This is a genomic window from Streptomyces sp. NPDC057424 (assembly GCF_042803315.1).
Lineage (GTDB): Bacteria > Actinomycetota > Actinomycetes > Streptomycetales > Streptomycetaceae > Streptomyces.
The window spans coordinates 1-18858 of sequence record NZ_JBHVCP010000096.1 but is presented as its reverse complement, the minus strand read 5'-3'; the positions used below and the strand labels follow the sequence as shown (position 1 = coordinate 18858).

Sequence of the window (18858 nt, the reverse complement as noted above, 5' to 3'; positions counted from 1 at the left end):
GGATCCATCAGAAGCCCCCTAGCGCACCCCCGGTGACACGTCCTTGCGGCGGCTGATGCTGCGGACGCTCGCCAGCGTCAGGATTCCGAGGGCGACGAGGGTGGCCGCTGCTCCGATCAGCTGGGCGGGCGGGTGCATGGGACCTCCAGGGGCGGCAACGGCCGGGCGACGGACGGGGCTTAGTCATATAGGCATGGGAAGCGGGTGACCTGCGGAATCCGCAGCCGCACGGGCAGGTGAATTCACTCGGAGAGCAGACGGAACACCGACGGGGGGTGGCGGGTGGGCGGCCCCGCAATCGAAGGCCTACGATCCTCTGTTGTGTCCAAACTGACCGACGTGCCCAAACGGCTCCTGATCGGGCGCGCACTGCGCAGTGACCGGCTCGGGGAAACGCTCCTGCCGAAGCGCATCGCACTCCCCGTCTTCGCCTCCGACCCGCTGTCGTCGGTGGCGTACGCGCCCGGCGAGGTGCTGCTGGTCCTGTCGATCGCGGGCGTGACGGCGTACCACTTCAGCCCGTGGATCGCCGTCGCGGTCGTCGTGCTGATGTTCACCGTGGTCGCCTCGTACCGGCAGAACGTGCGCGCCTACCCCAGCGGCGGCGGCGACTACGAGGTGGCGAACACCAACCTCGGCCCCAAGGCGGGCCTGACGGTCGCCAGCGCGCTGCTCGTGGACTACGTCCTCACGGTCGCGGTGTCGATCTCCTCCGGCATCGAGAACCTCGGCTCCGCGGTCCCCTTCGTGGTCGAGCACAAGGTGCTCTGCGCGATCGGCGTGATCGTGCTGCTGACGCTGATGAACCTGCGCGGGGTGAAGGAGTCGGGCTCGCTGTTCGCGATCCCGACGTACGTCTTCGTCGCGGGCGTCTTCACCATGATCGCCTGGGGCGCCTTCCGCGGACTCGTCCTGGACGACACCATGCGGGCGCCGACAGCGGACTACGCCATCAAGCCCGAGCACCAGGGCCTGGCCGGCTTCGCCCTGGTCTTCCTGCTGCTGCGCGCCTTCTCCTCCGGCTGCGCCGCGCTCACCGGCGTCGAGGCGATCTCCAACGGCGTCCCGGCCTTCCGCAAGCCCAAGTCGAAGAACGCCGCGACCACGCTCGCGATGATGGGCCTGCTGGCCGTCACCATGTTCTGCGGCATCATCGCGCTGGCCCTCGCGACCGACGTCCGCATGTCCGAGAACCCGGCCAAGGACCTCATCCACAACGGCGTCCCGCTCGGCCCGGACTACGTGCAGAACCCGGTGATCTCCCAGGTCGCCGAGGCCGTCTTCGGCAAGGGCAGCCTCCTGTTCATCATCCTGGCCGCGGCCACCGCGCTGGTGCTGTTCCTCGCCGCCAACACCGCCTACAACGGCTTCCCGCTGCTCGGCTCGATCCTCGCCCAGGACCGCTACCTGCCGCGCCAGCTGCACACCCGCGGCGACCGGCTCGCCTTCTCCAACGGCATCGTGCTCCTCGCGGGCGCCGCCGCACTGCTGGTCGGGATCTACGGAGCCGACTCCACCCGCCTGATCCAGCTGTACATCGTCGGCGTGTTCGTGTCCTTCACGCTCAGCCAGACCGGCATGGTCCGGCACTGGAACCGCCACCTGGCCACCGAGCGGGACCAGGCCAAGCGCCGTCACATGATCCGCTCGCGCGCGATCAACGCCTTCGGCGCCTTCTTCACCGGCCTGGTGCTCGTGGTCGTCCTCGTCACCAAGTTCACGCACGGCGCCTGGGTCGCCCTGCTCGGCATGGTGATCTTCTTCGCGACGATGACGGCCATCCGGAAGCACTACGACCGGGTCGCCGCCGAGATCGCCGCCCCCGAGGGCCCGAGCGACGACAGCGTACGGCCCTCCCGCGTCCACTCGGTCGTCCTGATCTCCAAGATCCACCGCCCGACGCTGCGCGCCCTGGCCTACGCCAAGCTGATGCGCTCGGACACGCTGGAGGCCCTCAGCGTCAACGTCGACCCGGCGGAGACCAAGGCCCTGCGCGAGGAGTGGGAGCGGCGCGGCATCGACGTACCGCTGAAGGTGCTGGACTCGCCCTACCGCGAGATCACGCGGCCGATCATCGAGTACGTCAAGGGGCTGCGCAAGGAGTCGCCGCGGGACGCGGTGTCCGTGATCATCCCCGAGTACGTCGTCGGCCACTGGTACGAGCACCTGCTGCACAATCAGAGCGCCCTGCGGCTGAAGGGCCGGCTGCTGTTCACGCCCGGGATCATGGTGACCTCGGTGCCGTACCAGCTGCAGTCCTCCGAGGCGGCCAAGCGGCGGGCCCGCAAGCAACAGGACTGGAACGCGCCGGGGTCGGTGCGGCGCGGTCCCGCGCAGGTGCGGTCGAAGGAGTCCCCCGAGCACAAGTCGTGAGGCGACGGCTCGTGTGAAGCGGCCGGGCGGCAGCCACGTAGACTGGTGGGCTGTTGTCCGGCCGTGTCCGTTCGGCCCTTTCCCCTCACGCGTTTTGGAGTCACCCCGCCATGCAGGCAGAACCGAGGAAGTCGCTGGTGGGGGAGGAGTACGAGGTCGAGGTCGGCCCCGTCGCCCACGGCGGTCATTGCATCGCCCGCACGTCCGAGGGCCAGGTGCTGTTCGTACGGCACGCGCTGCCCGGGGAGCGGGTCGTGGCGCGGGTGACGGAGGGCGAGCAGGGCGCGCGGTTCCTGCGCGCCGACGCCGTGACGGTGCTCGACGCCTCCAAGGACCGGATCGACGAGCCCTGCCCGTTCGCGGGCCCCGGCCGCTGCGGCGGCTGCGACTGGCAGCACGCCAAGCCGGGCGCGCAGCGACGCCTGAAGGCCGACGTCATCGCCGAACAGCTCCAGCACCTCGCCGGGCTCACCCCGGAGGAGGCCGGCTGGGACGGCACGGTGCTGCCCGCCGAGGGTGACAAGCTGCCCGCGGGCCAGGTCCCCGCGTGGCGCACCCGCGTCCAGTACGCCGTCACCGCCGACGGCCGGGCGGGACTGCGCCGGCACCGCTCGCACGAGGTCGAGCCGATCGACCACTGCATGATCGCCGCGGAGGGTGTCAGCGAGCTGGGCATCGAGAAGCGCGTCTGGACCGGCATGGACTCCGTCGAGGCGATCGCGGCGACGGGCTCCCAGGACCGCCAGGTGATCCTCACCCCGAAGCCGGGCGCCCGCCTCCCGCTCGTCGAACTCGACCGCCCCGTCTCCGTCCTGCGCGTGGACGAGCGCACTGGCGGTGTCCACCGCGTCCACGGCCGCCCCTTCGTCCGCGAACGTGCCGACGGCCGCACCCACCGCGTCGGGAACGGCGGCTTCTGGCAGGTCCACCCGAAGGCCGCGGACACCCTGGTGACCGCGGTCATGCAGGGCCTGCTGCCGCGCAAGGGCGACATGGCCCTCGACCTCTACTGCGGCGTCGGCCTCTTCGCCGGCGCCCTCGCCGACCGCGTCGGCGACCAGGGCGCGGTCCTCGGCATCGAGTCCGGCAAGCGCGCGGCGGAGGACGCCCGCCACAACCTCGCCGACTTCGAGCGCGTGCGGATCGAGCAGGGCAAGGTCGAGAGCGTGCTGCCGCGCACGGGCATCTCCGAGGTCGACCTGATCGTGCTCGACCCGCCGCGGGCGGGGGCTGGGCGCAAGACGGTGGAGCATCTGGCCTCGCTGGGCGCGCGGCGGATCGCGTATGTGGCGTGTGATCCGGCTGCGCTGGCGCGGGATCTGGGGTACTTCCGGGACGGGGGGTACCGGGTGCGGGTGCTGCGGGCGTTCGATCTGTTTCCGATGACCTCGCATGTGGAGTGCGTGGCCATTCTTGAACCCGTAGCAAAGGGCGCCTGACCTGCTATTTCATGTGAATCAGCCAGGATGGCTGGGGCGTGCTCGACCTGTTTCGCGATGCGCACGAGGTGGAGCACGCCCTATGTCGGCCGAACCGGTCTGACCTGCGGTTTCGATGATTTCCGGAAAGACCGGCGTGTGGTGTCTCCGCTCTTGGCTCGGTCCGCGCAGAGCGGTCGTGACGCTCATGTGACGCTCGCTCTGATGGCTCGTCAGGTCTGGGCCGGTGGACGAGGCATGGCGAGAAGTACCGGTCGAATTCCGCACCGAAGCCAGTGTGCTGCGGCAGGCAACCCTTGCCCGTCAAGGAGCGGCGGTCGGCGCGGCGAGTGGGGGGACCTTGGGGGTCCGCCATCGGCCTGCAGCCCGGTGCCCTCCTCGCGGCGTTCGCCGGGCTGTGCTTCGTCCTGCTGGTCGCCCGGCGCACCAAGGAACGGGTGCTTCTGCGCGCGGTCGGCGCCTCGCGTCGGTAGGTGGCGCGGTCGGTGCTGATCGAGTCGTTGGTGGCGGGTACGGTCGCCGCCGTCACCGGTCTGCTCAGGGGCGTCGGCATCGGCGACGGACTGTGCACCCTGATGGGCTCGTCTGCGTGACCGTCCTCGACGGGCCGCTCGCCGTCACCCCCGGCGCGGTCGCCGCCGCCCCAGCGGTCGGACATCCCGGGGACCATGCCGGCGGCGGGGCCGCCCGGCCGCCGGACTGCGAAGCCCCGCCGGTCGCCGCGATGAGCAGTGCGCACGCCACGGCGACGAGCAGGTGTGCCGGGGTGACCGCCTCGCACCGCCCGTCACACGGAGTCGGCCGACGGGCGCGCGGTCCGCAAAGAGTCCAGCAGCATGGGCGATGCCTGGAGTGCCGTTCGCTGCATCAGGTCCAGGACACCGCGCGTGCCCCCCATCTCCGATCCGCCGCCGGCCCGGCCCGGTCCGCCGTGGCGCAGGGCGGGCAGCGGCGATCCGTGTCCGGTGGTCTGCGTCATGGTGGTCGAGTCCAGCAGGTGGAGACGGCCGTGCCAGGCAGCCGCCTCCCCGACGAAGGCGGTCGTCCAGGCGAGGTCGTCGCTGACCAGGGAAGCGGCGAGGCTGCCCCGGCCGCGGATCACCAGGTCGGTGGCGTGTGCGGTGTCGCGGTAGGCGAGGACGGTCGCGGCTGGGCCGAACGGCTCCACCTCGTGGGGTGCGGCGGCGTCCGGGTCCGCCGAGATCAGCAGGGTGTCCAGGAAGGCGCCCCGCTCGGGGTCGGCGTCGACGACCCGTACCTTCTCCGGGTCGCCGTAGACGAAGCGGCCGGACTCGGCGATCCTGTGCACCGCCCGCCGTACGTCCTCGCGCTGGGCGAGGCTGACGACGGCGCCCATCCGCACGCCCTGTGCTGTGGGCTTGCCGATGGTCACCCCGGCGAGCTCGGACGCGATCGCGTCGAGGGCGGCGCCCTCCTGCTCGCTCGACACGAGGACGCGGCGGATCGCGGTGCACTTCTGGCCCGCCTTGACCGTCATCTCGGTGACGACCTCGCGGACGAACGCCTCGAAGAGGGGGGTGCCGGGCGTGACGTCCGGGGCCAGCACGATGGCGTTGACGGAGTCGGCCTCGGCGTTGAAGCGGACGGAGCGGGCCACCAGGTTGGGGTGGGTGCGCAGGGTGGTGGCGGTGGCGGCGGAGCCGGTGAAGGACAGCACGTCCTGCTCGCCGAGCAGATCGAGCGCCGGGCGCACCGAGCCGACGACCAGCTGCAGGGCGCCGGGCGGCAGGACCGCGGCGTCGGTGATGATCCGGATCAGGTGCTCGGTGAGATATGCGGTCGGGGTGGCCGGCTTGATCACGCTGGGCATGCCCGCCAGCACTGCCTGGGCGAGCTTCTCCAGAGGCGCCCAGACAGGGAAGTTGAAGGCGTTCACCTGGAGCATGAGGCCGGGGGAGGGGGTGACGAGGTGTACGCCGAGGAAGTCCTCGCCGCGGGCCAGGCGTTCGGCTGGTCCCTCCAACAGGTGAGGGGAGTCCGGGAGTTCGGTGCGGGCGCGGTCGGCGTAGTCGCGCAGGACGCGGATGCCGCCGTCCACGTCGTAGCGTGCGTCGTTGAGGGTGGCTCCGGCCCGGGCCGAGAGGGCGTAGAGCTCCTCGCGGCGGGCGCGGACGGCCGCGGCGAGCGCGTCCAGCAGGTCGGCGCGCTGGTGGAAGGTCATCGCCCGCAGGGGCGGCCCCCCGACCCGGCGCGCATGGTCGAACCCGCCCGCGAGGTCGAGACCGTGGGAGGAGACGCGGCAGACCGTCTCGCCGGTGACGGCGTCACGCACGTCGACTGCCGTGGAGTCGCCGGACATCGGCGCGACCCAGGTGTCCTGCAGATGACTCTCGAGAAGCATGGATGCGGTCCGCTTTCTTTCGGAGGGGTCGTCGGAGGGGCAGCGGAGGGGAACGAGGGCTACGGCACCGGGTGGTGGCCCCAGATGTCGGCCGTGTACGTGCGGCTCACCCACGTGTCCTCGTCGACCTGGACGCCGCCCGTGCCGATCTCGATGCCGAAGCCGGCGGGCGAGGTCATGTAGAAGGAGAACATCCCGTCGTTGGCGTGCTTGCCGAGCGTGGCCATGAGCTTGACGTCGTGCTCGCGCGTGCGGTCGAGGGCGCGGCCGACCTCCTCCGGGGTGGTGACCTCGCACAGGATGTGGTGGGTGCCCTCGTTCTTGTACGAGCGGATGAAGGCGATGCTGTGGTGGCGCGGGTTGCAGCCGAGGAAGTAGAAGGTGCCCCAGGGGTAGTCGGCGGTGTCGCTGAGCCGGAAGCCCAGCACGTCGCAGTAGAAGTCGACGGCCTCCTGGACGCGCGGCGTCTTCATCACCAGGTGCCCGAGCCCCTGCTCGCCGGTCACGAAGTCGACGCCCAGCGGGGAGACGAACTGCCTGGGCGCGAGACGGCGGCCGCAGAACAGCTCGGTGCGGATGCCGAGGGGGCCGCCGAAGTGGACCATGCGGGTCACCTGGCGGTCCCGGCACTCCTCCTCGGTGCCTGCCGCGACGTCGACGCCGGCCTCCTTGAGGCGTACGGTCATCTCGTCGATCGCCGCCCCGTCCCGGACCTCCCAGCCGATGACCGTCACACCGCCGGTATCCGCCTCCGTCAGCCACATACGGAACGGGTGCTGGTCCATCCGCAGGCGGTGGCGCACCGGCCCTTCCGGGTCCCCCGGCTCGACCGCGAGGCCGATCACCGTGCGGGCGTACTCCGCCCACGCTGCCGGATCGGGCGCGCCGATCCCCACGTAACCAAGGCTCTGGATCGTCATGGCGAGGACGATATTTGTTAGACCCTTGACGGTCAAGGCTCTGACGAATACGTTGCCGCCATCGAGCCGAGGAGGACTCCGATGCCGGAGAAGCCCCGCCTGCAGCCCGTCGACGAGGCGGACCTGCAGGAGAAGACACTGGCGTCGCTGGCGCCGTACCGTGACCAGGACGGTCGCATCTACGCGATCTGGGCGACGCTGGCCCATCACGAGGACGCGCTGCGCCGCTACCTCGTCTTCAGCAATCACGTGCTGGGCAAGAACACCCTGCCGCTGAAGTCCCGGGAGCTGATGATCCTGCGGATCGCGGCCCGGGCGCGGGCCGCGTACGAGTGGGACCAGCACGTCCGCATCGCCCGCCGCGCCGGGCTGGCCGACGGGACGATCCTGGCCGCCGCGACCGGCGACTGGGACGGCCTCGACGAGCTGGACCAGGTCCTGCTGGCCGCCACCGACTCGCTCGTCGAGAGCCAGGGTGTCGACGACGAGCTGTGGGACCGGCTGACCGCCCACCTGGGCACCGAGCAGGTCATCGACGTCCTCTATACCGTCGGCCAGTACCTGACCATCGCCACCGTCATCAACACGCTCGGCGTCCAGGTGGAGGGCGACCTCGCACTTCCCCTGCCCGCAGACCTCAGGGAAGGTTCCGCATGAAGCTCGCCAACCTCACCGGCCGTCCCGTACTCGTACAGGGTGAGCTCGCCCTCGACATCGCGGACGCGAGCAAAGGTGCGATCGAGCCGCGCCTCGAGGTCCTGTCCGACCTTTCCCTCCACGAGGAGCTGCGGGCGCTCGCCGAGCGGGCCGCCGAGGCGGACTGGAAGCCGTTCGAGCCGCGTGACCTGGGCCGCGTCGCCAAGCCGTACAAGGCGATCGGGGTGGCCCTCAACTACCGCGCCCACGCGGAGGAGTCGAACCTCCCTGTGCCGGACGAGCCGTCCGTGTTCGCCAAGTTCGCTTCGTCCGTCGTCGGCCCCTACGACGACATCGTCGTCGAGCCGCAGTACGACAAGGTCGACTACGAGGCCGAACTCGTCGTCGTCATGGGGCGCACCGGCAAGAACATCTCCGAGGCCGACGCCTGGTCCTACGTCGCGGGCGTGACCGCCGGGCAGGACGTCAGCGACCGGCGCGAGCAGTGGCGCAAGCCGATCAACCAGTTCACGCTGCCGAAGTCGTACGACACCTTCAGCCCGATCGGCCCCTACCTGGTCACCCTCGACGAGTTCGAGGATCCGGACGACATCGAGGTGGCCGGCTGGGTCGACGACCTGGAGGTGCAACGTGGCCGCACCTCGGACCTGATCTTTCCGGTGCCCGCGCTGATCGCCTGGCTGTCGAAGCGGGTGACGTTCGAGCCCGGCGACCTGATCTTCACCGGCACCCCGGCCGGCTGCGGCGTCCGCCGCACCCCTCGGCTGTACCTGACCGAGGGCAAGATCCTGCGTACCGAGGTCACGGGCGTGGGCACTATGGTCAATCCGGTCGTGGCGGGCTAGGCAGAGGGAAGGGCGGGAGACCGTGACGGACACCGTGCGCGAGACGGGGGCCGGCGGCGCGAGCAGGACCCGGGAGTTCTCGGAACTGCTGCGCCACCACCATCGTGAGCTGGGCACGACCGACCCCCGGGACCTCGACGCGATCGAGATGGTCACCGACCTCACCCGCCTCGAAGCCCGTCTCACCAAGGACTTCGAGAAGCACGTCCACCGGCCGCTCGGCCTGACCTGGGCGGGCTTCCGGATCCTGAACGCCCTGTGGGTCTACGGCCCGCTCGGTCAGCAGGACATCGGCCGGTTCTCCGGCTCCACCCGGGCCAGCATCTCCAGCGCGCTGGCCACCCTGGAGAGCCGGGGCCTGGTCACCCGCGAGCGGGTCGAGTCCGACCGGCGTCAACTGTTCGTCGAGCTGACCGCGGAGGGCCGCGAGACCCTGCGCCAGGCCATCGAGGCCCAGACGAAGCGCGAGCGGGCGTGGACCGCCGTACTGCGGGACGACCAGCTCAGTGAGATCGTCCACCTGCTGCGTACGCTGGTGAACCAGGAGACCCCGCCCGCGGAGTGACCGGGCCCCGGGAAACCGGCCCACCCCATGCCCTGTGCTCGGAGCTGCCGTGGCGCAGCTCCCGAAAATCGTCAGTCCTCTTACTGTCAGGTATCTAACGACCTGTCATATTTCTCAGTAGGTCGGTTATTGAAGGAGAAAATCATGGTCCGTCGCGTTGTCACCGGTGTCGATCACAGTGGCAAGCCCGTGATCGTCGGCGACGGAGAGCCGCCCGTCACCCGCCGGTACACCCACACCCCCGGCTTCGCCCGCTCCCTGGTGTGGAACACGGCCGCTCCCGCCGCCCCGTCGGCCGACCCGACGGAGTCCCTGAAGTCCTATGTACCGGCCCCCGGCGAGACGATCGCGCTGACCGTCACCTTCCCGCCGGCCAGTGTCTACGCCGACGCGGGCTGGGACCCCGTGGCCGCCGGCGCCGAGCAGCTGGAGGCCACCCCGGGCCTGGCCGAGCTGTTCGAGCTCGACAACCCGGGCATGCACACCACGCCGACCGTCGACTACGGCGTCGTCCTCAGCGGCGAGATAGTCCTCGATCTCGACGGCGGTGAGACCGTGGTCCTGAAGCCCGGCGACATCGTCGTGCAGAATGGCACGCGGCACGCCTGGCGCAACAACAGCGCCGAGCCCGCCACCGTGTTCTTCGTCCTGATCGGCGCGGGTGGCGCGTCATGAGCGTCCTGACGGCGGCGGCACCCGGCGCTCCCGTCGTCGAGCTCGACCTGGCCGAGCTGCGCCGCGACCCGTATCCCGCCTACGCCGAACTGCGCCGCAGCGCGCCGCTCGCCTGGGTCCCGTCGGTAGGACGTCACCTGCTGACCCGCTACGAGGACATCGTCCGGGCCGAGAAGCTGCCCGAGGTGTTCAGCTCCCGCGAGGAGGGCTCGCTGCTGTTGCGGACGGTCGGCCGCAACATGCTCCGCGAGGACGATCCGGAGCACCGTCGCCTGCGGGCCGCGGCCGAGTCGCCCACCCGCCCGCGCCAGGTCCGCGACCTGTGGGCGGCCTCCTTCGAGCGCACCGCGTACAGGCTGCTCGATCGGATCGCGAGCCGGGGCGAGGCCGACCTCATAGCTGACTTCGCCGAGCCGCTCGCGGCGGCCAACCTGGCCCTGGTCCTCGGCCTGCGCAACGCCACGGCCGACGACATCGCCGAGTGGTCGCGGGCGATGATGGCCGCCAACGGCAACTACGCCGATGACCCCGACATCTGGCGGCGCGCCGAGCGGGTGACCCGGGCCATCGAGGACGCGGTGGCCGAAGCGGCCGAGGCCGTGCGCCGCGAGCCGGACGGCTCGGTGATCTCCTCCATGGTCCACGCGGCCGAGCCGGTGGAGCTCGCCGAGATCCAGAACAACGTCAAGGTCATCATCGGCGGGGGCGTCAACGAGCCGCGCGACGTCTTCGGCGTGGGCGCCTGGGCGCTGCTGCGACGCCCGCCGGCGTTGGAGAAGGTCCTGAAGGACCCGGCGTCCTGGAAGCGGGTCTTCGAGGAGACCGCCCGCTGGATCTCGCCGATCGGCATGTATCCCCGCCAGCTCACCCAGGACTACGAGATCGCCGGCGTCACCCTGCCCGCCGGCAGCCGCGTCGCCCTCGTCATCGCCTCCGGGAACCGCGACGAGTCGGTCTTCGACCGGGCTGACGATTTCGACCCCGACCGCCCGCACCGCCCCCACCTCGCCTTCGGCGGCGGACCGCACTTCTGCATGGGCGCGTGGGTCGCGCGCCACGAGGTCAGCGCCGTCGCCTGGCCCCTCGTCTTCAGCCGCCTGAAGGGACTCCGCCTCGACGACAGCGCGGACGACCGCCTGGACGGCTGGGTGTTCCGCGGGCTCACCTCGCTGCACGTCACCTGGCAAGCCCCCTGAGCCGTCCCCATCGGGAGGACTTCATGCCCACCGTCATCTTCCAGCTGCCCGACGGGTCCGAACGCAAGGTCACCGCCGAGTCGGGGACCGTCCTCATGCAGGCCGCCGTCTCCAACGGCGTCGAGGGCATCGTCGCCGAGTGCGGCGGCAACGCCTCCTGCGCCACCTGCCATGTCTACGTGGATGCCACGCAGGCCGATCTGGTGGGCCCGCCGAACGACGTCGAGGACGAGATGCTGGACTTCACCGCCGCCGAACGCAGGCCCACCAGCCGGCTCAGCTGCCAGGTCCACCTCTCCGACGCCCTGGACGGACTGGTCGTCCACGTGCCCGAGGAGCAGGTATGACGAGCACTGCGGCGGGTGTGGTCGTCGTCGGCGGCGGGCAGGCCGGGTTCAGCGTGGTGTCGACGCTGCGCGCATCCGGCTACGACGGCCCGGTCACGGTGTTCGCCGCCGAGCCCCATCTTCCTTACCAGCGGCCGCCGTTGTCGAAGAAGGCGCACGTCGAGGCGGACGGCATCCGTGTCGAGCTGGTGCCGGAGACGTTCTACCGCGAGCGGGACATCGAGCTGCGGATCGGGGACGCCGTGGTCGCCCTCGACACTGCTGCCGCCACGGTCGTCACCCGGGCCGGCGAGCATTTCTCCTACGGCCATCTGGTGCTGGCGACGGGCGCGAGGAACCGTCCGCTCCCCGTCCCCGGCGCCGACCTGGCCGGCGTCCACGCCCTGCGCTCCTTCGACGACGCCCTGACCATCGGCCGGGCACTGGCGACGGTCCGTACCGTGGTGGTCGTGGGCGGCGGGTTCATCGGCCTCGAGCTCGCCCGCGTGGCCCGTGCCCGCGGCGCCGACGTCACCGTCGTAGAACTGGCTGATCGGCTGCTGAGCCGAGCCGTGTCGGCGCAGCTGGAAGCGCGCCTGCGGGAACGGCACGAGCGTGCCGGCGTCCGGATCCTGACCGGAACGGCCGTACAGGCGCTGCAGGGTTCCGGACGGGTCGAGCGGGTCGCCACATCGCAGGGCGTCCTGCCTGCGGATCTCGTCGTCTACGGCATCGGAGCCGTCCCCCGCGACGAACTGGCCCGCGAGGCCGGTCTGGCCGTGCAGGACGGTGTGGTCGTCGACGAGCAGCTGCGCTCGGTCAGCGACCCCCGGGTCTCCGCCGTCGGCGACTGTGCCCGCCATCCGCATCCGCACGCGGACGGACTGGTGCGGCTGGAGTCCGTGCAGAACGCCATCGATCAGGGGGCGTTGGTGGGGCGTCGTATCGCCGCCGGTTCGCCCGCCCCGTACGAGAGTCTGCCGTGGTTCTGGAGCGACCAGGGTGACGTCAAGTTGCAGATCGTGGGCCTGCGTTCGGCCTCCGACGAGGTGCGCCTCGTGCCCGGGGACTCACCCGAGCGGCTGGCCGCCTACGCCTTCCGTGACGACCGGCTGGTGGCCGTGGAGACGTTGAACTGGCCCGCCGAGCACCTGGCCGCCCGTCGGCTGCTGGAGCGGGGAACGCCGGTCTCTAACGGCGACCTCGCCGGGACGACTCTCGGCGCGCTCGCCCGGGCCAGACGTGCAGTGGAGGTGAGGACATGACACGCACCTTCGGCGCCCACCTCGTCGCCAGTGCAGCCGAGGCCGGCTCCCGGACCGCCCTCGTCTTCGAGGACCGGAGCTGGACCTATGCCGAACTGGACCTGGCCGTACAGTGCGCCGTCGCTCGCCTCGACACGTTCGGGGTGCGCAAGGGCGACCGGGTGGTGATGCAGGGGGCAGCCCGGCCCGAGGCGCTGATCACGCTGTTTGCGGTGACGCGGCTGGGTGCGGTGCTCGTGCCGCTGCATCCCCTCGTGACCGAGGGCGAGTTGGCCGTCGTGTGCGAGGAGGCCGAGCCGCGTGCGGTCGTCGGGGACGAGCAGTTCCCGGCCGGGACCGGTATGCGCCTGGCGTGGGAGGACCTGCACGGCGACGAGGAGCAGTCCGCCGTTGTCCCGACGGAGCCGTGTGCCGGGTCGGACGTCGCGGTCATCGCGTTCACGTCCGGCACCTCCGGCCGCCCCAAGGGTGTCGCGCTGACGCACGACAACCTGTACTGGAGTATGGCGGGCGCCCTGGCACTGTCGCCCGTCGGCGAGGACGACACCGCGCTCGTCTCCACCCCGCTGGCCCATGTCGCCGTACTCGGCGGGCTGCCGCAGTGCGTCTGGGCCCGGCGCGGAACCGTGGTGCTGGCCCCGCGCTTCGACCCGGACCTGTTCATCGACCTGGTCCGCGACCACCGTGTCACCTGCGCCTTCGCCGTGCCGGCCATGTCCGCCCTGCTGGCCCGGCACCCCCGGTTCTCCGGCGGCGACCTGGACACCCTGCGGTGGATCCTGTCCGGCGGCTCACCGGCCCAGACCGCCACCCGTGAGCAGTTCCGGGCACGCGGGATCGGCGTGGTCAACTCCTACGGCCTGACGGAGACCGCGGCCGGAGTGACGTACTCCGCGCCCGACGACGCGGCCACCTCCACCGGACCGCCGGTTCCGCAGGCCGAGGTGACGATCGTGGACGCGACCGGCACGCCCGCCCCGGCCGGCACACCCGGGGAGATCTGGGTACGCGGGCCCTCGGTGGCGGAGGTGTACCGGACCGCCGCGGGACCGGTACCCGTGACCGACGGCGAGGGCTGGTTCCACACCGGGGACCGCGGGCTCTTCGACGCCGAGGGCCGGCTGTCGGTCGTCGGGCGGCTCAAAGACACCATCATCACCGGCGGGGAGAACGTCGACCCCGCCGAGGTCGAGAACGCGCTCGCCGACTTCCCCGGCGTCGTCGAGGTCGCGGTCTCCGGAGCACCGGACCCCGTCTGGGGCGAACTCGTGACCGCCTTCCTGGTCACCGACTCCGGCGCCCCCGCCCTGGACGACATCCGCTCCCATCTCGACGGCCGGCTCGCCCGGCACAAGTGGCCCCGACGCCTGTGCGTCGTGCCCACACTGCCCCGCGGGGCGACCGGAAAGCTGCAGCGCGCGAGGCTGACGACGCTGCTGGACAACTGACCCATCCTCCATGACTCCCAGGGACCGCACCGCAGTTGGTGCCGTCTCTGTGAGCCGCACCCGGAAACCCGAGGAGACGCCATGAGTGCGACCATGCGAGCCGCGCGGATGCACGCCGTCGGCGAGCCGATGAAGATCGAGGAACTGCCCGTTCCCGAGCCCGGCCCCGGTGACGTCCGCGTGGCCGTCCACGCCGTCAACATCGTGCCCAACCTGGCCAACATTCTGAACATGTGGACCACCTGGTTCCCGCACAGCCCCCTGCCGACCCTGCCCGCGATCTTCGGCCTCGACCCGGCGGGCGTGGTCGAGGCGGTCGGCGAGGGCGTCCAGGCGTTCAAGCCGGGCGACCGGGTGTACGTCAACCCGGGCCGCTCCTGCGGCTCCTGCCGCTCGTGCCGCGGCGGCGACTCGATCAACTGCGCCAGCTACGCCTTCGCCGGCTACTTCGGCTTCTCCGCCACCGCCCTCGACCTGCTCGACCGCTACCAGGGCGGCCTCGCCGAGTACATGGTCGCCCCGGCGTACAGCTTGGTGAAACTGCCGGACTCGCTCTCCTTCGAGGCCGCCGCACGCTTCGGCTACATCGGCACCATGTACTCGGCGCTGCGCAAGGCCGAGGCCGGTCCGGGCAAGACGATCCTCATCAACGGCATCAGCGGCACCCTCGGCATCGCCGCCGCGCTCCTCGCGCCCGCCCTGGGCCTGACCCACGTGTACGGCACCGGCCGGGACAAGGCCCTGCTCGACCAGGTCGGCAAGATCGCGGGCGGCCGGCTGCGCCTGCACTCGCTCGACGACGGCCCCCTCGACGAGTGGATCCGCGAGGAGACCGACGGCTACGGCGCCGACATCTACATCGACGCCCTCGGCCCTGGCGCCCCGCACGAGACGTTCCGGGCGGGCATGCGGGCCATGGCGCGCGGCGGTATCGCCGTCAACATCGGCGCCGTCGCCGGGGATCTGCCCATCGACATCCACCGGATGATGGACCAGCAGCTGCGGCTGATCGGCTCGGCGTGGTTCACCTCCGCCGAGGGCCAGACCATGGCCGACATGGCGGGGGCCGGACTGCTGGACCTGAGCCCGCTGGAGCACCACGTGTATCCGCTGGAGCAGGTCAACGAGGCGATCAGCGGGATCGCCGTACGCAACGGCGGCTTCAGCAACTTCATCATCAGCCCGACGGCCTGATCCCCTGCGAGACTTTGGAGACACCGATGACCGCATCGCACTCCGGCCGCCCGGCCGACCCCCTCGACCTCCTGGAACTCGACAGCCTGCTCACGCCCGACGAGCGCGCCGTCCGCGATGCCGTGCGCACCTTCTGCGACCGGCGCGTCGACCCGCACATCGCCGAGTGGTTCGAACAGGGCGAGATCGAGGACATCCGCGGCCTCACCAAGGAACTCGGCGAACTCGGCCTGCTGGGCATGCACCTGGAGGGCTACGGCTGCGCCGGCATGAGCGCGGTCGACTACGGACTGGCCTGCCTGGAACTGGAGGCGACCGACTCGGGCCTGCGCTCCCTGGTCTCGGTCCAGGGCTCCCTCGCCATGTACGCGATCCACGCCTTCGGCTCCGAGGAGCAGAAGGAGCAGTGGCTGCCGCGGATGGCGGCCGGCACGGCGATCGGCTGCTTCGGACTCACCGAGCCCGACTCCGGCTCCGACCCGGGCAGCATGCGCACCGCCGCCCGCCGCGACGGTGGGGGAGACTGGGTCCTCGACGGGCGCAAGATGTGGATCACCAACGGGTCGGTCGCCGATGTCGCCGTGGTCTGGGCGCGTACGGAGGACGGCATCCGCGGTTTCGTCGTCCCCACCGATACGCCCGGCTTCTCGGCTCCCGCGATCAAGCACAAGATGTCGTTGCGGGCATCGGTGACCAGCGAGCTGGTCCTGGACTCCGTACGGCTCCCGGGAAGTGCCGTGCTGCCGGGTGTCGTCGGGCTGCGGGGACCGTTGTCCTGCCTGAGCGAGGCGCGCTACGGCATCGCCTGGGGCGCGATGGGCGCCGCCCGCTCCGCCTTCCGGGCAGCGCTGGCCTACGCGGGTGACCGGGTCCAGTTCGACCGCCCCATCAGCGGCTTCCAGCTCACCCAGGCCAAGCTGACCGACATGTCCCTGGAACTGAACAAGGGCATCCTGCTGGCCCTGCACCTCGGCCGCACCAAGGACGACCGGGGCCTCAGGCCCGAGCAGGTCAGCTACGGCAAGCTCAACAACACCCGGGCGGCACTGGAGATCTGCCGCACCGCGCGGACCGTGCTGGGCGCCAACGGCATCTCGCTGGAGTACCCGGTCATCCGGCACGCCAACAACCTGGAGTCGATCCTCACCTACGAGGGTACGGCGGAGATGCACACCCTCGTGATCGGCCAGGCGCTGACGGGGCAGGCGGCGTTCCGGTGAGTGATCTCTCACGGGTCGGCGTGGTCGGCTGCGGTCTGATGGGCGCGGGCATCGCCGAGGTCTGCGCCCGGGCCGGCCTGGACGTTGTCGTCCACGAGGTGAGTCCGGGCGCGGCCGAGGCCGGCCGCGCCCGGATCACCGCCTCCCTCGACCGGGGCGTGCGGCGCGGAAAGCTGAGCGGAGCGGAACGTGACGCCGCCCTTGACCTGGTCCGGGTCACCACGCACCTCACGGAGCTGGCCGACCGGGACCTGGTCGTGGAGGCGGCCACGGAGGACGAAAAGGTCAAGGTCGAACTGTTCGCCGAACTCGACCGGATCGTCACCCGGGAAGACGCCCTCCTGGCCACGAACACCTCTTCCCTGCCCATCATGAAACTGGGCACCGCCACCACCCGCCCGCAGCAGGTGATCGGGGTGCACTTCTTCAACCCCGTGCCGGTGTTGGAGCTGGTCGAGATCGTGCCTTCACTGCTGACGGCACCTCGGACACAGTCGCGTGCAGAGGGCTTCATCACGGGCATCCTGGGCAAGAAGGTGATCCGCGCCCAGGACCGGGCCGGGTTCGTGGTGAACGCCCTGCTCGTGCCCTATCTCCTCTCGGCGATCCGCATGCTGGAGTCGGGGCACGCCTCCGCCGGCGACATCGACACCGGCATGGTCCTCGGCTGCGCCCACCCCATGGGCCCGCTGAGCCTGGCCGACCTGATCGGCCTGGACACCCTCACGGCCATCGCCGAGGCGATGTACGCCGACTTCAAGGACCCACAGCACGCCCCGCCACCCTTGCTGCTGCGCATGGTGGAGGCCGGCCTGCTCGGCCGGAAGTCCGGCCGCGGTTTCCACGACTACTCCGAGAAGGGCGACTGATTTCATGGCGCAGGAAGTACAGGGCGTGATCGCTCCGGGCAAGGGCGATCCGGTGCGGGTGGAGACGATCGTCGTCCCCGACCCGGGCCCCGGAGAGGCTGTGGTCCGCGTGCAGGCATGCGGGGTGTGCCACACCGACCTGCACTACAAGCAAGGCGGCATCAGCGACGACTTCCCGTTCCTGCTGGGCCACGAGGCCGCGGGCGTGGTGGAGTCGGTCGGCGCGGACGTCACCGATGTGGTGCCCGGGGACTTCGTCATCCTCAACTGGCGGGCAGTGTGTGGAAATTGCCGATCCTGTCTGCGCGGGCGGCCCTGGTACTGCTTCAACACCCACAACGCACGGCAGAAGATGACCGTCGCCTCGACCGGCCAGGAGCTGTCGCCGGCGCTGGGCATCGGCGCCTTCGCGGAGAAGACCCTGGTGGCGGCCGGGCAGTGCACCAAGGTCGACCCGTCGGTGGCGCCGCAAGTGGCCGGGCTGCTCGGCTGCGGGGTGATGGCCGGCATCGGCGCGGCGATCAACACCGGCACCGTGGGCCGGGGCGACACAGTCGCCGTCATCGGCTGCGGCGGGGTGGGCGATGCGGCCGTGGCGGGCTCCCGGCTGGCCGGCGCTGCGAAGATCATCGCGGTGGACATCGACGACAACAAGCTGGCCAAGGCCCGTGAGATGGGCGCCACCCACACAGTCAACTCCCGCCGCTTGGAGGCGGTCGAGGCGATCCGCGAGCTCACCGGTGGCTTCGGCGCGGACGTGGTCATCGAGGCCGTGGGCCGTCCGGAGACATACCGGCAGGCGTTCTACGCCCGCGACCTCGCCGGCACGGTCGTCCTGGTCGGGGTTCCGACCCCGGAGATGAAGCTGGAACTGCCCCTGCTGGACGTTTTCGGTCGGGGCGGGTCGCTGAAGTCGTCCTGGTACGGCGACTGCCTGCCCTCCCGTGACTTCCCCATGCTGATCGACCTGCATCTGCAAGGCCTCTTGGACCTGGGGGCGTTCGTGACCGAGACGATCGAACTCGACGAGGTGGAGAAGGCGTTCGAGCGCATGCAGCACGGCGATGTCCTGCGCTCGGTGGTGCTGCTCTGAGGGTCGACACGTCGGTCGTCGGCGACCGTGCCCGAGACGTCCCTCGGGGTGGGTACGGGGCGCTGTGGGGTGGAGGGTATGACTCCACTATGGCGGCCGGAGACGTAAGGGTCATGAACTGTGCGAGCTGGCGGCCGGAGCGAGCGGGGGCGGATCCCCCGGTGAGCTGGTTGCCGCAGTCCGCTCAGCCCTGAGCAGGACGGACTCTCGGCCTTGACGCTCTGGGCGTGTGCACGGAGGACGATGAGCCGAGAACCGGGCCTGACCAGGGCTTTTCTGGGATCCGTTCAGGCTGACATGTTTCCGATGACGTCGCATGTGGAGTGTGTGGCGATTCTGGAGCCTGCTACAAAGGGGCTCTGACGCGTAAATAGGTGCAGGTCAGGGTGGCGTGAGGCAGATCTGAGTGCC

The 18858-nt window shown here is 70.8% G+C and carries 16 protein-coding genes and 1 pseudogene; 15 read left to right on the top strand and 2 right to left on the bottom strand.

Annotated features, from left to right (window positions below):
* Positions 1–321: 321 nt before the first annotated feature.
* The 3 genes and pseudogenes from ACFU3E_RS37190 to ACFU3E_RS37180 all read left to right on the top strand — a co-directional run.
* The gene (locus tag ACFU3E_RS37190; protein ID WP_384168859.1) at positions 322–2373 is read left to right on the top strand and encodes an APC family permease; all 2052 of its coding nucleotides are present in this window, start codon (positions 322–324) and stop codon (positions 2371–2373) included.
* Positions 2374–2483: 110 nt separating this feature from the next.
* Positions 2484–3812 (top strand): class I SAM-dependent RNA methyltransferase, encoded by a 1329-nt coding sequence (locus tag ACFU3E_RS37185; RefSeq protein WP_384168856.1) that lies wholly within the window; start codon positions 2484–2486, stop codon positions 3810–3812.
* Positions 3813–4159: 347 nt separating this feature from the next.
* Positions 4160–4569: pseudogene (locus ACFU3E_RS37180) on the top strand (FtsX-like permease family protein); the annotation flags it as partial.
* Positions 4570–4599: 30 nt separating this feature from the next.
* Here ACFU3E_RS37180 and paaZ read toward each other — a convergent pair.
* Together paaZ and ACFU3E_RS37170 are read right to left on the bottom strand one after the other, a co-directional pair.
* Positions 4600–6174 (bottom strand): phenylacetic acid degradation bifunctional protein PaaZ, encoded by a 1575-nt coding sequence (gene paaZ, locus ACFU3E_RS37175; RefSeq protein WP_384168853.1) that lies wholly within the window; start codon positions 6172–6174, stop codon positions 4600–4602.
* Positions 6175–6233: 59 nt separating this feature from the next.
* Entirely contained in the window at positions 6234–7094 is an 861-nt protein-coding gene (locus ACFU3E_RS37170; protein WP_384168850.1) for a VOC family protein, read from the bottom strand.
* Positions 7095–7175: 81 nt separating this feature from the next.
* Between ACFU3E_RS37170 and ACFU3E_RS37165 the strand changes: the two genes are divergently transcribed.
* The 12 genes from ACFU3E_RS37165 (at position 7176) to ACFU3E_RS37110 (ending at position 18447) form a co-directional block, all read left to right on the top strand.
* A complete protein-coding gene (locus ACFU3E_RS37165) occupies positions 7176–7751 on the top strand; it encodes a carboxymuconolactone decarboxylase family protein (protein WP_384168847.1) in 576 nt (191 codons plus the stop codon).
* Positions 7748–8596, top strand: a complete 849-nt coding sequence (locus tag ACFU3E_RS37160; protein WP_384168845.1) for a fumarylacetoacetate hydrolase family protein — start codon at positions 7748–7750, stop codon at positions 8594–8596. Before ACFU3E_RS37165 ends, ACFU3E_RS37160 begins: the two co-directional genes overlap by 4 nt.
* A gap of 22 nt (positions 8597–8618) precedes the next feature.
* Complete coding sequence (locus ACFU3E_RS37155; RefSeq protein ID WP_384168842.1) at positions 8619–9161, top strand: MarR family winged helix-turn-helix transcriptional regulator; 543 nt, start codon at positions 8619–8621, stop codon at positions 9159–9161.
* A 144-nt stretch (positions 9162–9305) separates the two neighbouring features.
* The gene (locus tag ACFU3E_RS37150; RefSeq protein WP_384168839.1) at positions 9306–9836 is read left to right on the top strand and encodes a cupin domain-containing protein; all 531 of its coding nucleotides are present in this window, start codon (positions 9306–9308) and stop codon (positions 9834–9836) included.
* Positions 9833–11032, top strand: a complete 1200-nt coding sequence (locus ACFU3E_RS37145) for a cytochrome P450 (RefSeq protein ID WP_384168837.1) — start codon at positions 9833–9835, stop codon at positions 11030–11032. The genes ACFU3E_RS37150 and ACFU3E_RS37145 overlap by 4 nt, the downstream gene beginning before the upstream one ends.
* Positions 11033–11055: 23 nt before the next feature.
* Positions 11056–11379 carry a 2Fe-2S iron-sulfur cluster-binding protein gene (locus ACFU3E_RS37140; RefSeq protein WP_384168834.1) on the top strand — a complete coding sequence of 108 codons (324 nt, stop codon included), beginning with the start codon at positions 11056–11058 and terminating at the stop codon, positions 11377–11379.
* Positions 11376–12623: an NAD(P)/FAD-dependent oxidoreductase gene (locus tag ACFU3E_RS37135; RefSeq protein ID WP_384168831.1), complete on the top strand. Its 1248-nt coding sequence runs from the start codon at positions 11376–11378 to the stop codon at positions 12621–12623. The genes ACFU3E_RS37140 and ACFU3E_RS37135 overlap by 4 nt, the downstream gene beginning before the upstream one ends.
* Positions 12620–14071 carry a class I adenylate-forming enzyme family protein gene (locus tag ACFU3E_RS37130; RefSeq protein WP_384168828.1) on the top strand — a complete coding sequence of 484 codons (1452 nt, stop codon included), beginning with the start codon at positions 12620–12622 and terminating at the stop codon, positions 14069–14071. The genes ACFU3E_RS37135 and ACFU3E_RS37130 overlap by 4 nt, the downstream gene beginning before the upstream one ends.
* An 81-nt stretch (positions 14072–14152) precedes the next feature.
* Positions 14153–15265, top strand: a complete 1113-nt coding sequence (locus ACFU3E_RS37125) for an alcohol dehydrogenase catalytic domain-containing protein (protein WP_384168825.1) — start codon at positions 14153–14155, stop codon at positions 15263–15265.
* A gap of 26 nt (positions 15266–15291) precedes the next feature.
* The gene (locus ACFU3E_RS37120) at positions 15292–16485 is read left to right on the top strand and encodes an acyl-CoA dehydrogenase family protein (protein WP_384168822.1); all 1194 of its coding nucleotides are present in this window, start codon (positions 15292–15294) and stop codon (positions 16483–16485) included.
* The gene (locus ACFU3E_RS37115) at positions 16482–17354 is read left to right on the top strand and encodes a 3-hydroxybutyryl-CoA dehydrogenase (protein WP_384168819.1); all 873 of its coding nucleotides are present in this window, start codon (positions 16482–16484) and stop codon (positions 17352–17354) included. Before ACFU3E_RS37120 ends, ACFU3E_RS37115 begins: the two co-directional genes overlap by 4 nt.
* A 4-nt stretch (positions 17355–17358) precedes the next feature.
* Positions 17359–18447, top strand: coding sequence for an S-(hydroxymethyl)mycothiol dehydrogenase (locus ACFU3E_RS37110; protein ID WP_384168816.1), 1089 nt, complete (start codon positions 17359–17361; stop codon positions 18445–18447).
* The last annotated feature ends 411 nt before the right edge of the window (positions 18448–18858 follow it).